Source organism: Nocardia cyriacigeorgica, assembly GCF_010858045.1.
Classification (GTDB): Bacteria; Actinomycetota; Actinomycetes; order Mycobacteriales; family Mycobacteriaceae; genus Nocardia; species Nocardia cyriacigeorgica_E.
Genome location: NZ_JAAGVC010000026.1, coordinates 43,271 through 59,126 on the forward strand (window position 1 = coordinate 43,271; position 15,856 = coordinate 59,126).

The 15,856-nt window shown below is 69.3% G+C and carries 14 protein-coding genes; 6 read left to right on the top strand and 8 right to left on the bottom strand.

The genetic code is table 11. The features are described from left to right. Both GV790_RS20255 and GV790_RS20260 read right to left on the bottom strand, forming a co-directional pair. Complete coding sequence (locus GV790_RS20255; RefSeq protein ID WP_309139016.1) at window positions 1–210, bottom strand: hypothetical protein; 210 nt, start codon at window positions 208–210, stop codon at window positions 1–3. Between the two features lie 179 nt (window positions 211–389). Then, complete coding sequence (locus tag GV790_RS20260; RefSeq protein WP_163814883.1) at window positions 390–1,034, bottom strand: TetR/AcrR family transcriptional regulator; 645 nt, start codon at window positions 1,032–1,034, stop codon at window positions 390–392. A 143-nt stretch (window positions 1,035–1,177) separates the two neighbouring features. Between GV790_RS20260 and GV790_RS20265 the strand changes: the two genes are divergently transcribed. The 4 genes from GV790_RS20265 (at window position 1,178) to GV790_RS20280 (ending at window position 7,700) form a co-directional block, all read left to right on the top strand. Further along, on the top strand, window positions 1,178–2,662 hold the full coding sequence (locus GV790_RS20265) for a condensation domain-containing protein (RefSeq protein WP_280211477.1): 1,485 nt from the start codon (window positions 1,178–1,180) through the stop codon (window positions 2,660–2,662). Window positions 2,663–2,864: 202 nt separating this feature from the next. Next, window positions 2,865–5,057 carry an MMPL family transporter gene (locus GV790_RS20270; RefSeq protein WP_163814884.1) on the top strand — a complete coding sequence of 731 codons (2,193 nt, stop codon included), beginning with the start codon at window positions 2,865–2,867 and terminating at the stop codon, window positions 5,055–5,057. A 309-nt stretch (window positions 5,058–5,366) separates the two neighbouring features. Further along, window positions 5,367–6,746 (top strand): bifunctional phosphatase PAP2/diacylglycerol kinase family protein, encoded by a 1,380-nt coding sequence (locus tag GV790_RS20275; RefSeq protein ID WP_178128155.1) that lies wholly within the window; start codon window positions 5,367–5,369, stop codon window positions 6,744–6,746. A gap of 147 nt (window positions 6,747–6,893) precedes the next feature. Continuing rightward, window positions 6,894–7,700, top strand: a complete 807-nt coding sequence (locus GV790_RS20280) for a phosphatase PAP2 family protein (protein ID WP_163814886.1) — start codon at window positions 6,894–6,896, stop codon at window positions 7,698–7,700. Window positions 7,701–7,711: 11 nt separating this feature from the next. Here GV790_RS20280 and GV790_RS20285 read toward each other — a convergent pair whose 3' ends face one another. Next, complete coding sequence (locus GV790_RS20285) at window positions 7,712–8,599, bottom strand: MerR family transcriptional regulator (RefSeq protein WP_163814887.1); 888 nt, start codon at window positions 8,597–8,599, stop codon at window positions 7,712–7,714. A gap of 99 nt (window positions 8,600–8,698) precedes the next feature. On the opposite strand from GV790_RS20285, the gene GV790_RS20290 reads away from it, so the two are divergent. Continuing rightward, window positions 8,699–9,319: a maleylpyruvate isomerase family mycothiol-dependent enzyme gene (locus GV790_RS20290; protein ID WP_163814889.1), complete on the top strand. Its 621-nt coding sequence runs from the start codon at window positions 8,699–8,701 to the stop codon at window positions 9,317–9,319. An 87-nt stretch (window positions 9,320–9,406) separates the two neighbouring features. Here GV790_RS20290 and GV790_RS20295 read toward each other — a convergent pair whose 3' ends face one another. From GV790_RS20295 to GV790_RS20310, 4 genes are read right to left on the bottom strand one after another with little or no spacing between them, the layout of a single operon-like run. After that, window positions 9,407–10,726 carry a pyridoxal-phosphate dependent enzyme gene (locus GV790_RS20295; protein WP_163814891.1) on the bottom strand — a complete coding sequence of 440 codons (1,320 nt, stop codon included), beginning with the start codon at window positions 10,724–10,726 and terminating at the stop codon, window positions 9,407–9,409. Continuing rightward, a complete protein-coding gene (locus GV790_RS20300) occupies window positions 10,726–12,168 on the bottom strand; it encodes an alanine racemase (RefSeq protein WP_163814894.1) in 1,443 nt (480 codons plus the stop codon). Before GV790_RS20300 ends, GV790_RS20295 begins: the two co-directional genes overlap by 1 nt. Beyond that, complete coding sequence (locus GV790_RS20305; protein ID WP_163814896.1) at window positions 12,165–13,475, bottom strand: heavy-metal-associated domain-containing protein; 1,311 nt, start codon at window positions 13,473–13,475, stop codon at window positions 12,165–12,167. Before GV790_RS20305 ends, GV790_RS20300 begins: the two co-directional genes overlap by 4 nt. Further along, window positions 13,472–14,764 (bottom strand): aminotransferase class V-fold PLP-dependent enzyme, encoded by a 1,293-nt coding sequence (locus GV790_RS20310; RefSeq protein WP_280211468.1) that lies wholly within the window; start codon window positions 14,762–14,764, stop codon window positions 13,472–13,474. Before GV790_RS20310 ends, GV790_RS20305 begins: the two co-directional genes overlap by 4 nt. A gap of 154 nt (window positions 14,765–14,918) precedes the next feature. On the opposite strand from GV790_RS20310, the gene GV790_RS20315 reads away from it, so the two are divergent. Continuing rightward, on the top strand, window positions 14,919–15,350 hold the full coding sequence (locus GV790_RS20315) for a pyridoxamine 5'-phosphate oxidase family protein (RefSeq protein WP_163814898.1): 432 nt from the start codon (window positions 14,919–14,921) through the stop codon (window positions 15,348–15,350). Between the two features lie 4 nt (window positions 15,351–15,354). Here GV790_RS20315 and GV790_RS20320 read toward each other — a convergent pair whose 3' ends face one another. After that, entirely contained in the window at window positions 15,355–15,789 is a 435-nt protein-coding gene (locus GV790_RS20320) for a CBS domain-containing protein (RefSeq protein WP_163814900.1), read from the bottom strand. Between the last annotated feature and the right edge of the window lie 67 nt (window positions 15,790–15,856).

The window sequence follows — 15,856 nt, forward strand, 5'->3', positions numbered from 1 at the left end:
TCATTGCGGCGGATCCGGGAGCGGGATCCACGGCACCACCTCGGCGATGCGGCCGGAGTCGACAGCGATGATCAGCACGGTCGCCCCGGCCGCGATCGGCTCGGTGGCGCGCGCGATGTAGAGCTCGGTTCCCCCTCGGACGGCGACCAGGACCTCACCCAGCATCCCGGCCCCCCGGATCGGCGACATCAGCGTACCCGTAGAACCCACTACCGCATCGGTCAACGTTCGAACCTCCTGCGGTGAGCTTACTTTTCGCGGGGCCGGCCGAGCCGGTCCGTCATGGATGATGACAGCGGCCCCGAGAAGTCCGATGCCGGAAACGATCTGGGCGGCCGACGCCAACGCCGGGCGGGGCAACTCGATGGTGAGCGGTGCCACGGCCGCGATCAGTGCCGGTACAGCCCGCGGTAGGCGGTGATCATCGCGACGAGATGATCGACGATCTCATCGCGATCGGCCCGCAGGGATCCGTTGAGCCAGGCCGAGAACATGCCGGCATTGCCGCTGGCCATGGTGACCGCCGCCAGGCGCCGCCGCACCGGGTCGTCGATATGGGAGAACAGGTGGTCCTGGATGAGCCGGGTGAACGCGGGCATCACCGCGATGGTGGTCTGCCCGAGGCCGGTACTGGAATACGGCTCCACCAGGAACAGGCGTGACTTGCGCGGATCCTCCAGCACCTTGTCGACCAGGACTTCCGACAGGGCGCGGTCCCTCGACGGATCGTCGGCCACGGCGAAGGCCGTCATCGGTTCCAGGAATTCCTCGGCGACCTGCCGGTAGAGCACGTCGAGCAGTTCGTCGCGGCTGGCGAAGCTCTCGTAGAAGTAGCGGTCGGTGAGAGTGGCCCGGCGGCATACCGCCCGCATGGTGACTCCGGCTGCTCCGGATTCGCCGATCAGATCCAGCGCCGCCTCCAGTAGCGCCGCCCGCCGCACCTGCTTGCGCTCGGTGAGGGTGGTTCCGCCCCAGATCCGGGGTCCGGCGAGTGGATCCGCGTGCGGGTGGTCTGATTCCTGGCCTGTCTGCACCGTTCCACCCTAGTGCCGACCGTCGCGCCGCTCGGCCACCCCGCCGGATCTCCGACTCGGCGCCTTCACGCATCGGTAACTGTCGGTTAACTCGACCCGGCTACCTTTCCCGCGAGATCGAGCGTGTTGGTGAGGTGCAGGTGGTGGACTCCGCTACGAGGGCCGGGTCGAGGAGTTCGGGTGACCGGCGCGGTACGGGTCCGATACCGGTGCTGCGCTCCGGGTACGCGCTGCCGGCGGCGGCGCGCCCGCCGGTGTTGATGCGCCGTCCCCGTCCGGCGCATCTGCCGCTGGCACCGGCGCAGGAGCGGATGTGGCATGCGGCGCGGGCGGGCCGCTCGGCGGACTGGAACGTGGCGCGCGCGGTCCGCATCCGCGGTGCCTCGATCGACGTCGACGCGCTGGTCGTCGCGCTCACCGATGTGGTTGCCAGGCATGAGCCGTTGCGTACCTGCTACCCGGCCACCGAACACGGGCCCGAGCAGGTGGTGGTCCCGATCGCCGAGGCCGATCTGGACATCCGGGTATGCCCGGTATCGGAGGCCGATCTGCCCACCCGGCTCGCCGAATTCGCCGGCCGAGAGTTCGACCTGGCCGCGCAGCTGCCGCTGCGGGCGCGGGTGTACGTGCTGAGCGAGGACGACGTGGTGCTGCTGCTGGTGGCCCATCACATCAGCATCGACGGCCGCTCGGTGGCCCCACTGATGCGCGACCTGGGCGCCGCCTATACCGCCCGCGCGTGCGGCCGGGCGCCGGTTCTGCCGCCGCTTCCGGTCGAGTACGCCGATTACACGGTGTGGAAGCACGCCAAGCTCGGTGAGTACGCCGACGAGTGGAGCCGCGCCACCCAGCAGCTGCGCTACTGGGCCAACACCCTCGCCGGACGGCCCGCGATGCTGCGGTTCCCCTACGATCGGCCCCGTGCCGCGGTGCCGTCCGCCGACGGCGCGACCATCGCGGTGGCTTTCGCGCCATCGGTGCACGCCGCCCTGCTCGCACGCGCCCAGCGGGGGCGGGCCAGCCTGTTCATGGTCGTGCAGGCGGCGTTCGCGGTGTGTGTCGGCTGGTTCGGCCGCAGCGACGACGTCACCGTGGCGACCGCGGTGAGCGGACGCGACCACCGGCTGCTCGACGATCTGGTCGGCAACTTCGCCGACGACGTGTTGCTGCGAATCCGCTTGGACCGTGCCGCGGATATGGACGAGCTCATCGAGCAGGTCCGCAGGGTGGCGCTGGCCGCGTTCGCGCATCCGGACACACCGAACCCGCGACTGAAGCGCTGCCTGCTCGAGGACGCGCGGACCCCACTGTTCCAGGCCACCCTGATCCTCGAACGCGCGGCCGCGGCGCCACCGTCGGCCGGCGCGCGGACGCCCACCGTCACCGAGGTGCCGGTCGGGGCCCCGCGGGCCAAACATGATCTGGAGTTCGGGCTGGTTGAACGCTACGACGACGCCGGAGCCCCGGCCGGCGTCGACGGCGTGTTCCTCTATCCCACCGCGCTGTTCGATCCACCGACCGCGGAATCGTTCGTTGCCCGCTTCGAGTCCGTGGTACACGCTCTGGCGGCCGGCTACCGCGGGCCCATCCGAGCCGTCGTCGATCATTCATCGACCGCAGTGGCGTAACCGCACGGAACCTGTTGGCCGTTAGGAGAATTCACAACCGTAACGTCCAGTCGCTTCCGGCCGGTACGTTGGATGACGTCCAACAGTGCTGGTATGAGCGGAAAGGACCCGGCCCCTTGGCAATCGGCGTGCTGGTCCGATCGGATCGACGAGATCGTCGCGGGCGCGCCGGAGTGTGCGCCGCCGTACCCGGGATCGGGTGATGTTCACTCGCTGGGGGCAGCTGGTGTACCGGTGGCGGTTCGCCGTCATCGTGGTGGTGGGCGCGGCGATGCTCGGCCTCGGCGCGATCGGCACCGGCCTCGATGATCACCTGACCTCGGGTGGTTTGGACGATCCCACCTCGGAATCCGCCGTAGCCGCACGCTTGTCCGACCGGGCCTTCGGCCGCAACCATGACGTCGACGTGGTGGTCCTCTACACCGCGCCCGACGGCGGCACCGTCGACGACCCGCAATTCCGCGATCGCGTCGTGGACAACCTCAACCGCCTGCCCCGCGAGCACCCCGACGAGATCCTCGGCATCAATGCCGCCTATTGGCCGACCGAGACCGGCAAACTGAGCGGGCCGCAGGCGGCGACCGACGATCGCACCCACGCCGTCGCCGCGATCGCCATTCGCGGCGAGACCGACACCGAGATGGTGCAGAACTATCGCAAGGTCAAGGACGCCTTCGCGATTCCGGGGATCGAGGTGCAGGTCGGCGGCCTGCAAGCGGTCGCGGGAACCTTGAACGACACCGTCGCCCACGACACCAGGCGCTTGGAGATGCTGGCCATCCCGGCGGTCGCGGTGCTGCTGTTCTTCATCTTCGGCGGCGTGGTGGCGGCGGCGCTGCCGTTGATCGTCGGCGGGCTCACCGTGTTCGGCGCCTACGGCATTCTGCGGTTGCTCACCATGGCCACCGACGTGAATACCTTCGTCTCCCCGGTGGTCTCGATGATCGGGATCGGGCTGGCGATCGACTACGGCCTGTTCGTGGTGAGCCGGTTCCGCGAAGAACTGGCCGCGGGCCATGACACGCCGACCGCGGTGCGCCGCTCGGTGCTGACGGCCGGGCGCACGGTGGTGTTCTCGGCGACGATGATCATCGCCAGCCTCGGCGGCATGCTGCTGTTCCCGCAGGGTTTCCTGAAATCGATGGCCTACGGCGCCATCGCGACCGTCTCACTGGCGGCGCTGGCCTCGATCACCCTGCTGCCCGCGATGCTCGCGGTGCTCGGGCCCCGGGTGGATCTGCTCGGCTTCGAGCGGTTCCGTCGCACCAGGTCCGCCGACGAGATCGAGCACGGATTCTGGGCGCGCAGCACCGCCTGGGTGATGCGGCATCCGCGGAAGATCAGCATCGCCCTGTGCCTCGGGCTGCTGCTGTTGATCCTGCCCATGCGCAACCTCGTCTTCGGCGGTTTCAGCGAACGCTATCTGCCGCCGGACGATCCGACCCGAGTCGCCCAGGAGCGGATCGACGGGCTGTTCCCGGTCCGGAAATCGGATCCGCTGGAATTGATCTTCGTCTCCGACAACAGCACCGCGGTGGGTGATCTGTGGGATGCGGCGAATACCGCCCCCGGCCTGGCGGGCGATTTCGAGATTCCGTCGCGCTCGACGGTGCAGGGCGACGTGTACCGCACCAAGGCCACCCTCGTCGACTCGGCCGAAGCGGGCGAGACCATCGAGTACCTGCGCGATCTGGAACGGCCCGACGGGGTGACCATGCTGGTCGGCGGGGTCCCCGCGATTCAGAAAGACAGCATCGACGCGTTGCTGGTGCGTATCCCGTTCATGATCGCGCTGGTGCTGCTGGTGACCACGATGCTGATGTTCTTGACCTTCGGTTCGCTCGTGCTGCCGATCAAGGCGGCGTTGATGAGCGCGCTCGGGCTCGGCTCCACGCTCGGCATCCTGACCTGGATCTTCCTCGACGGGCACGGCGCCGACCTGCTGAACTTCACCCCGCAACCCATCCAGGCCAACATCCTGGTGCTCATCATCGCCATCATCTACGGGCTGTCCACCGATTACGAGGTCTTCCTGCTCTCGCGCATGGTGGAGGCCCGCGCCAAGGGCGCCTCCACCGAGGAGGCGGTGCGCACCGGCACCGCGCACACCGGGCGCATCATCACCGCCGCCGCGCTGATCCTGCTGGTGGTGACCGGCGCCTTCGCCTTCTCCGATCTGGTGATGATGCAGTACATCGCCTTCGGCATGATCGCCGCGCTGATCATCGACGCCACCGTGTTACGCATGATGCTGGTTCCGGCCACGATGACCCTGCTCGGCGACAGATGCTGGTGGGCGCCGGAATGGATGACACGGCTGCAGCGGCGCATCGGATTGGGCGAGCCCGTGCTCGCCGATGAACCACCGCAACCGACACCCATCGGCAAGGGGTGAGCGCCCGTCGGCCTCGCCGGGCTCTGGGCGAGATCGGCCGCCGCGGGTTCACGACGGCGTGAGCCGGCCATGCACAGCGCCGAATACAGTGGCGCGCAGCGGAACTCGACGTCTGCACCGCCGGTTGTCCAGCCCGGATTCGGGCGTGGCGCGCGGCGGGTCGCTAGACTCCGACAGTGCCGTGGCCGGTGCCCGGTGGCCCGGCGAGAAGCGAGGTAAGTAGTGAGTGCGGTGGATCGGTGGCTGATAGCGCGTAGTGCCGACTTACGACCCACACCGGCGGACCGGGTGCTGCGCAAACTGAGCCGGATGGCCGACCGCAACCTGCTGTGGGTGGCCATCGCCGCGGTCATGTACCTGGTGGGGGACCGGGCGCAACGCCGGGCCGCGGTACGCGGAGTGCTGTCGGTCGGGCTGGCCAGCGGTATCGCCAACGGTATCGCCAAGCCGATGTTTCCGCGCCGGAGGCCACCGGACGCCTCCGTGCCGTTCGTGCGCAGGCCGGTCAAACCGCCCTACTCGTCGTCGTTCCCGTCCGGGCATTCGGCGTCGGCGGCCGCGTTCGTCACCGGCGTCGCGCTCGAAGACCGCCGCGCCGCCGTCGCGGTGGCACCGGTCGCGGTCGCGGTCGGCTACTCCCGCGTGCACATCGGGGTGCACTGGCCCTCCGATGTGGTCGCGGGCGCGATGCTCGGCTCGGCGCTGGCACTGGCCACCCGGCGCTGGTGGGCGGTGCGCGCCGGTGAACCGGCCACCATGGGGCCCACCGAATCCACCACACCGTTGCCCGACGGCAAAGGGCTGCTGCTGGTGGTCAACCGGTCCTCCGGGCTGGGCAACGGCGACCAGCTCGACCCCCTCCGCGACAGGCTCCCCGCGGCGCAGATCCTCGAACTGGATCCGCGCGCCGATCTCGGCGCACAGATCGCCGAGCAGGTCCGCGCGGGAGGAGTGGTCGCACTCGGTGCACTCGGCGGCGACGGCACCGTCTCCGGTGTGGCCGAAGCCGCGCTCCGCCACGACCTGCCACTCGCGGTCTTCGCCGGCGGAACCCTCAACCATTTCGCGCGCGACCTCGGCGTCGACGACCCGGCCGCGACGGTGGCAGCGCTGGAATCGGGCGAGGTGATGCGCACCGATATCGCCCGCGTGCGCTTCGGCGGCGACGGTGAACGCACCTTCATCAACACCGCCAGCCTCGGCGGCTACCCGGATTTCGTGCGTCTGCGCGAGAAGCTGCAATCGCGACTCGGGAAATGGCCGGCCGCGGCGGTCGCGATGCTGCGGGTGCTGTCGCGGGCGCAGCCGTTGCACGCGATCATCGACGGGGAACGGGTCGAGATCTGGATGCTGTTCGTCGGCAACGGCACCTATCTGCCCGGCCACCAGATCCCGACTTCGCGCCCGCGCCTGCACGGCGGCACCCTCGACGTCCGCTACCTGCGCGCGGATCTGCCGCTGTCACGAACCCGGCTGATCTGGTCGACCATCACCGGCAGCCTGGAGCATTCGCACACCTACGTGCACCGTCGGGTGGCGCAGATGCGAGTACAGGTGGTCGGCTCGGATGTCTCCCTCGCCACCGACGGCGAGGTCAACCATCGGGTCAGCGACCTCACCATCAGCAGCGAGCCCGGCGGACTCGGCGTCTTCCGGTCCGCCGCCGTCGAGAGCACCACGCCACGCTGACTCCCGACGAGGGACGACCGCCTCCGGCGTCGGTGTCGGCTCCCCGGTGGGCTGCCGCACGGCGACAGTCACCTGTCGTCAGCCGGTCGGCGGCACGCCGAGGGTGGGCTTTCGCGGGCCGGCGCGGGCAACGCCTAGGCTGATTCGATGGTGTGGTTGGCGATCGTGCTCGCGGTGTCGGCGGTGAGCCTGACCTGGTTCGTCCTGCACGGCGGCGCCGTGGCGGCGGTGGATGTGCCGATCATGGACTGGGTGGTCGCGCACCGGGTCGACGCGCTGACCCCGGTCGTGAAGGTGATCACCCACTCCGGCGGCACCATCGCCATGTGGTCGGCGGCGATACTCGCGTGCGCGGTGCTGGCCACCCGCCGCCAGTGGCCCGAACTGACGCTGGTCGCGGTGACCGGAGCAGGTTCGGCGCTGCTGATTCCGCTGCTCAAATCCGTGATCGATCGCGAACGCCCGCCGATGGCGGACCGGCTGGTCGTGGTCACCAGCCACTCCTATCCGTCCGGGCACAGCCTCGGGTCGGCGGTCGTGGTCGGCGTCATCGCCGCCGTGGTCATCGCCGGCCTGCGCCGGCCCGGCCCCAAACGTGCCGTGGCCGTCGCCGCCGCGACGTTCCTCGCGCTGGTCGGCCTGTCCCGCGTCTACCTCGGCGTGCACTGGCCCACCGACGTCCTGGCCGGCTGGAGCATCGGCCTGCTCTGGTTGACCATCATGCTCACCGGCTACGCCCGCTACCGCCGCACCCTGCCGCCGGTCCGAGAGGATCTACCGGTCTCAGCGGCGGCTGCCGGCAGCGAACGCAGCACCAGCACACAGCGGGGCGCTCCCGTCCGGCGAGCTGCCGAGACCGGCCGCCGCGCCCACGACCATCGAAACGTCCGATCCGACAGCGGTGCCTACACCGAGCAGGACAGCGCAGGCACGCAGCGAAACCTTCCCCGCTAGCCCGATCTCGCTCAGGCGACGGATGCGCTGAGCGCGCTGTGCAGCCAGCGTTGCGCGGTACCGGTGGTGTGCTCGGTCCCCAGTATCGCGCTGGTCAGCGTCCAATACCGGCTGGTCGCCGGGTGAGTATCGGGGATGCCGAAGGCCAACTCGCGCCGGAAGGCCGTGGTGTCGGCGCGGCCGCGCACCTCGGCGTGCACAGCGACGAAACGGTCGAGTTCGGGGCCCGCGCACGGTGGGTCGCCGTCCAGCACTCGCTGCGCTACCGCGGCGTAGGCGTCGGCGACCCCGAGCAGCAGGGCCCGCCTGTCCTGGATCCGTTCGGTGTCGGTGCGCCAGAGCTGGCGTGCGATGACCCGATCCAGCTCCGGTGTGCCGACCAACCGCACGAGTTCGGCGAAGGCGACCACGTGATCCGGCGTCGGATGCGCCGGTACCCGCGGCACGTCCATCTCGACGAAGTCATCGAACAACTCGGTCGGCATGGCCGCGAGTACCCGTCGCCAGAACGAGATGATCGCGCTCCGGGCGGCGGCTCGATCCGGTACCTGCGCAAGCAGTTCGAGCCGGGCGGCACGTTCGCCGGGTGCGGCTCGTTCGATGGCGAGCAGCGAGGCGTGCCGCCACGACAGCGCGTCGAGTCGGCCGCTCACCTCGTGGCGGGCATCGGCGATCGCGTCCTCGATCGTCACGTCACCCGAGAGGATTCCGGCGATCTCGGCCAACCCGAGCCCGAGCGCGCGCAGCCGACGCATCGATAGCACCTGGTCGACGACGGCGGGTTCGAACACCCGGTGTCCGCCCGCGGTGCGGCGCGGTGCGAGAAGTCCTTCGTCGCAATAGAACCGGAGGGTGCGCACCGCGACACCGGTGCGGCGGGACAGCTCACCAATGCTCACCAGATCACGAGGATGTGTGTCGTGCGTCACTTTCGCTGGAACCTCCACCCGGCTGGAGTTCCTACCGTACCGGTAGTCGAGCAACCAGGAGGAACACCGATGACGCAGGTATCGACCCCATCCGAGGAGCAGATCTGGCGGGCGGTCGCCGCCGAGCGCGAACGTTTGGCCGATCTGCTCGCGAGCTTGCCCGGCCATGCCTGGGATCAGGACTCGCTGTGCGCGGGCTGGCGGGTCCGTGAGGTCGTCGCGCACGTCGTGATCAGCTCTGATGCATCCCTCGGCCGACTGCTATGGGAGCTGGTGCGGGCGCACGGCAGTATCGACCGCCTCAACCGCGACACCGCGATTCGGCTCGCCACGCAGCTCGACAGCGCCGGCTTGCTGCGGCGGCTGCGCGCATCCGCCGACCGCCGTATCACCCCGATCGGCACCACACCCACCGATCGGCTGATGGATCTGCTGGTCCACGGCCAGGACATCGCCGTCCCGCTGGGCCTGCGGTACGAGATACCGGAGGAACCGGCTCGCTGGTCGCTGCAACGGATCTGGACGATGGGCTGGCCGTTCCATGCGGCGCGCAACTTCGCGGGCTATCGGCTGCGCGCCACCGACGCCGACTGGTCGGCGGGTGACGGCGTCCTGATTGCCGCACCCGCATCGAGGCTGTTGCTGCTGCTGACCGGGCGGATCGCGCCGACGAGCCTGATCGCCGACTGAATCGCGCGGCCTGTCCGGTAGGTTCGGCGGCACCCGAGCAGCACGGTCGCCCGCGGAGCCCGCGCGCCGACCGGCACGCGCCCACCCTCAGCTGCCGCGTTCCAGCGGCAGCCCCGCATCCCGCCAGGCGATCAGGCCGCCGTCGAGGCTGTAGGCCCGATGTCCGGTGCGCTGGATGGTGGCGGCGAAGTGACGGGACATGTCGCCGGTGGGGCAGATGAACACCACGGGACGGGTCACGGAGAAGGGGGTGGCGTGGGTGAGCAGATCGGCCAGGTGATCGTCGGGGATATTGAGCGAACCGGGAACGTGGCCGATCCGGTAGGCCATGGCGCCTCTGGTGTCCACCAGCACCGGGTGCTCGGTGCGGTTCAGCTCGGCGAGTTCGGTGGGCGTGAGGACCGGTACGGCGGCCAGCTCCTGCGGTGTCGGTGTGTAGCGCCGCTTCGTCCCGCCGAACAGGTCGGGCCTGCGCTTCTTGATATAGGACAGATACGGTTCGATCCGATCGCAGACGACGACCACCGCCACGATCGGTTCGGTGCCCGAACGCTCGACGTCGGCGAGGCTGTCCACCGCCGCCGCGTATGCCGCGCCGCTCGTCGGGCCCGCGAGCACGCCGTAGCCGTGTGCCAGCGTCAGCGTCGCCTCGATCGCGCGGGCCGAATCCACGGTGACGATGCGATCGTAGAAATCGGGCTGGAACAGCCCCACATCCCACATCTCGTGTTCGGAACGAATCCCCGGGATGAAATCCGACCGCTCCGACACCACGGCGATAGTGCGCAGCTCCGGATGATGTTTGCGCAGGTAGGTGGCGGTGCCGCGGGTCGAACCGGTGGTGCCGAGCCCACCGACGAGGTAGTCGACGCGGTCGATGCCCACGGCGGCGAGGTCCTCATGGATCTCGCGTCCGGTGCCGTCGTGGTGGGCCTGCAGGTTCTTCTCGTTGGTGTACTGCGACGGATGATGGAATGCGCCCGGCCGCTCCGCCATCGTCGCTTCGATCACCGAGTAGACGTCGTTGGGTGTGGTCGGATCCGGGCATTCGGACAGACCGGGCAGTTCCACGATCTCGGTGCCGAGCAGGCGAAGCAGATCGCGCACCTCGTCGACCTTGATCCGGTTCGTCACCGCCCGCAGCCCGACGCCGTGCACCGCGCCCAGCATCCGCAACGCCTTGGCGGTATTGCCGCTCGACGCTTCGATGAGCGTGCGCTGCTCGTCGGCGAGACCGGGGAGCTCGTCGCGAATCATGGCCCAGGCGACCCGGTCCTTGACCGAACCGAACGGGTTGTGCGACTCCAGTTTCGCGTACAGCTGCACGCCGTCGAGCCCGTGCACCGCGGGATCCAGGCGCAGCAGCGGAGTGTTGCCGATGAGTTCGGCGACGTGGTCGTAGAGCATCACCGCACCTCCGACAGTCCGGCCGCCGACTCGGCCCCGAACGCCGCGTCGGCATATACCCGGAACCCGCCGCTGTCACCGATGACGGCGACCTTGGCGGCGGGCGGATGCATCGACGCCGTCGCCGCCGACAAATCCATGTGGTAGGCGGCGGTATTCGGGAAGACCACCCGATCTCCGGGGCGAGGCAGCCAGGGGAGGGCGACGACCCGGTTGGTGATCAGATCTCGCTCCAAACACAGCCGCCCGGCGAAGAACACCCGCACCGCGCCCGGATCCGGCGTCTCGCGCGCGTCACCGGGCAGCACCAGCGGATCGACCATGACCTCCTGATCGGCCGGGGTCACCGCGTCCCGGCTGATATCGAGATCCACCAGTACCGAACCGTTCGCGGCCTCCTTCACCACCTCGACCGTCGCCACTGTGATACCGGCGTGGTCGACGAGCGCCTTACCCGGTTCCAGCCACAGTTCGAGCAGATTGTCGGCCGCCACCTGCGCGACGGTCCGGTCACCGTGCCGCTCCAAGGGCGCATCCAGCAACTCGGCGAGCATGTGCTCGGCGGCAACGGTATTGGCGTACTTGTGGAACACCGGCACCCCGCGCACCGTGCCGCCGTCCACCTGATAGCCGAAGGTGGTGTTGCCCCAGCTCATCGGCTCGCACAGACCGGCGAGCGAGGCGCGCAGTGCGCGCACGTACTGGTCGAAATCCGTGGCGTCGGCGGTGAATACCTGGCGCAGACCGCCGCCGATATCGAGCACCGACGGGGTGAGGTCGTGCTCGTAGGCGCGTTCGATCAGCGCCAGGCAGGCATCGAACGCGCGTACCCGCTCGCCGACATCACCGGAATCGAGATGGAACGCGAAGCCACGCAGGTCGATCCGACCCCGATGCGCCGCCAGCGTCCGCAGGGCCGGATCCATCCGCGCCAGCGCGATGCCGAACCGGCTCACCCGCGCCGGATCGAACCCGGACACCCGCACCAGCACCGGAACCGGCGCGCGCCCTTCCGCCAGTTCGGCGATCGTCTCCAGCTCCCACTGGTTGTCCACGTTCACCGTGACGCCCGCCTCGATCAGCTGCCGGAGAAATCCGGCGCCCTTGGGTCCGGTGGCCTCGATTCGCTCCGGCCCGAACCCACCGCGTCGCGCGCTGGCCAGCTCTCCGGCCGAGGCCACGTCGATGCCGATGCCCGCTCCGGCCGCTGTCCGGACGAAGGCCCGCGCCTGGTTCACCTTGTGCGCGTAGCAGATTCGGTACGCGATGCCACGCTGGTCGAGCACGCCGCGGAGTCGGCCCAGGTTGTGCTCGAAGACCTGGGGAAACACGATGTTCAGCGGGGAGCCGTACTCGGCCAGCGCGGTCTCGAGGCTCGCGCGTTCGGCGAGGAACGCCCGCACGATCGGAGCGATCAGTCCGGGCAATGCGGGTGCGGTCATCGACCGGATTCCGCCGCCGCGGCCGGCTCACCCGCACCGGACTCGGACTGTGCGGGCACCGCCGACGGGTTGTACCCGCCGTCGCGCAGCGCCTCGAACGCGCGCGCCCGATTGCGGGGACTGCGGAAATCCGCCACCACCCGCTTGCTGACCAGATCGATCTCCGACACCCGGATACCCATGGACTCCAGCACGCCTCCGATGGTCCGCACACAGTGCTTGCAGGTCATATCGGGCACGTAGAAGACCTGGTCGTCGGCGGCGAGCGGACCGTCACCGTCGAGCCCGTCCCTCTCATGCGGCAGCTCGCCGATGGTGAGATCGGAATGGATCCGGACGAAGGTGGCGACGAACTGCTCGGCCACCACCGGCAGAATGCTGTAGTGCTCGTCGCCGATCCGGTGCGGCATGGCGGCCAGACAGGCCGGTCGCGCACCCGAGGGCAGCAGCGCGTACTGGCGGGAGATGAGATCGAGGTCGTCGTGGTATTTCTCGATCGCCTCGGCCACGGTCAGACCCTCCGGCCCGGTGGCGCGCCGCATCACCGTGTGCGCGTCGGCGATCGTGGCGTCCTTCATCGCCCGCAGTACCGCGACCGTCTCGGCCGAATACCGCACCGTCGCATCCGGTTGCGCCCGCAACCTCACCGGGATCATGCCGCGCCGATACGTGGAGGCCTGGAGCTCCCAGTACCAGCGAGTCGCGACCGCGGCGAAAATGCCGGATCCGAGCAAGCCGTGGGCGAACTCGGCGCCGTCGCGGTAAGGGGTCTGCCGGGCCAGTAGCGCGTGCTGGGCCAGCGCTCGGCCGGTGGCCTCGATACCGACCCGGAAGATCTCGATCGGATCGTGATCGGTGGTCGTCGCCTCGAGCAGACCCTGCGCCGCGCCACCCAACCGCGAGATGCGTTCGGCCAGCTCATGGTTGGCCGCGAGCCGATCCCAGAGCTCCAACACGGCCTCGCGGGCGGCGATCGGCATGATCGGGCCGAGGCCGTCATCGCGGTAGTGGCCGGTATTGGGGATGCCGTGGCTGTCGGTCCAGGTGATTCGATGGGTGGCGGTGGTGACCTGATCCGGGCGGCACGGCCGCATGAACCGCTCCAGATACATCCGCTGCGAGATCGTGAGCTGGTGGCCGGGCTCGGGGGTCAGCGCTGTGCTGGTGTAGTCGATGTGCCGCGGCCGTGCCGGCGGTGCGGCGGCGAACAGGCCCGGCTGGGCGAGTTCGGCGAGGACCCGGGAGGCGCCCCTGCGGTCGTAGTGGAGCGGGGGGACGGCACCGGTCCCCGTCGATGCTTCCGTCATAGGACCTCCTCGGCGATCTGGCGGACGCAGTCGGTGAAACGATCGATCTCCGTGCGGGTGTTGTAGATCTGGGTGCTGACCCGCACCGATTCCGCTTCGCCCGGCGCATACCCCGGATCGGCGGGCACACAGTGGGCGCCGGTGCGGACCATGAACCCGGCTTCGGCCAGCACGAAACCGAGGTCACTCGCCGAGATCGCGTCGAGGGTGAACGCGGCGATCCCGTAGCCGTTCGCGCAGGGGGCGTGCGCGGGGCCGGGCAGCAAGCGCACACCCGGCACCGTGCGCAGGCCGTCGACGAGCCGCAGGGTGAGACCGCGATTGTGCTCGGCGATCGCCTGCATCCCGAACGACTCGAGCACCTCGAGCGCGGCACCCAGCGCCAGTAGCGCTGCGATATCGGGGGTTCCACCCTCGAGCAGGCCCGGCATCCGCGCCGACGCCGAGCCGCCGGGCCCGGAGCCACCGCCCGGCAGGAACGCCGTCAACTGATCGTGGACCCGGCGGTGGCAGTACAGGACGCCGGCGCCGGGTGCGCCGAACATCTTGTGGGCGGCGAACACCGCGAAGTCGGCCCCGAGTTCGACGACGTCGACCGGCAGGTGCCCGCCGCTCTGGCTGCAGTCGAAACACAGCAGCACTCGCTCCGGAATCCGGTCGCGCACCTCCTCGAGCGTGCTGACCGCCCCGTAGACGTGATGCAGGTGGCTGGTGGTGATCAACCGTGTGCGCGGGCCGATCTTGGCGGCGATATCGGCGACGTCGGCCTCGCCGAGCTCGGTCGTCCGATAGGGCACCAGCTCGATTCGCCGGCCGAACCTGGCCATGATCTCGCGCAGGCGCTGCCAGGGCAGCACGTTGGCGGCGTGATCGCGCGGACTGAACAGGATCTGGTCGCCGTCGTCGAGGTTCGCCAGACCCCACGACAGCGCAACGGCATTGAGCGCGGCCGTGGCCCCGGCGGTGAACACCACCTCGTCGGCATGCGCCGCGCCGATGAAACCCGCCATCCGCTCGCGCACCTGCGCGATCCCGGCGGTGAGCGTGGTGGACCACCGATAACTACCGCGCCCGGCATTGGCGGTGTGCGCGCGGTGATAATCGGTGACCGCATCGATCACCGGCCATGGCTTCTGAGTGGTGGCCGCGCTGTCGAGATACACCTCGGCGGTATCGCCCAACGACGGGAACAACGCGCGCGCGGTGTCGATCGCCCGCCGGGCGGGCGCGGGCCGATGGGCATGCTCCGGGGCCGGAGCCGGGTTCGACGCTCGCGCAGGTGACCCCACCGTGCCGCTCCCTCCGCCGGACGCGCTGAATATCGCTCAACGATACGCACAAACCGGAAAAGCTTCGAACTTTTCTCGTAGCCAACAGCTTTCACCACCACCCGGGGGCCTCGAGCACCGAAATGTGTCGGTGGGTCGGCGTAGTGTGCGGGCCATGCCGCTGACTTCCGTGGAACGCGAACAGTTTCTGGCCCAGCCGCAGCTGGCGTCGCTGGCCGTCGCAGGCCTCGACGGCCGCGGGCCGCTCACGGTGCCCATCTGGTACCAGTACAGTCCCGGTGGTGAGCTCTGGGTCATCACCGGCGCCGAGTCGCAGAAGCTGACGCATATCCGGGCCGCCGGTCGGTTCAGCCTCGTCGCGCAGCGTCTCGAACCGACGGTTCGGTACGTCAGCGTGGAGGGACCCGTCACCCGGATCGCATCGATGACCGAGGAGCACAGCCGCGAGATGGCCACGCGGTTCCTGCCCGCCGAGAACGTGGAGGGTTATCTGCGCGTGTCGGCCCAGTTCGGGGAGCAGGTGGTGGTGTTCATGCGCCCCGAACACTGGCTGTCGGCGGATATGGGCGACACCTCGCAGCTGTGAACGCTCAGTAGGTGCCCTGCACGTAGCCGACCAGTTGTTCGCGTTCGGTGGCCAGTTCGGAGATCGCGCTCTTGACCACGTCGCCGATGCTGACGATGCCGATCAACCGGCCGTCGCGCACCACCGGAAGATGCCGGATGCGATGGTCGGTCATGGTGCGCCGCAGCCCGTCCACCAGATCGTCGGGGTCGCACGTGCGCACATCGGTGGTCATGATCTGCGAGACCGGGGCGTCGAGCAGTGCGGCGCCGTGCTGGTGCAGACTGCGCACCACATCGCGTTCGGAGACGATGCCGTTGATGCCGGCACCATCGGAGGAGACGACCACCGCGCCGATATTGTGCGCGGCGAGCGTCGAGAGCAGGGCACGAACCGTCGAGTCGGGCCGGACGGTCGCTACCTCACTGCCTTTTCTGCGCAGTATTTCCGCGATTCGCATGGTTCACCATCCAGAGGGGGACACTCCGCCTCTCAGGATCCCTCGTCGACGAGCGGGTGACCAGCAC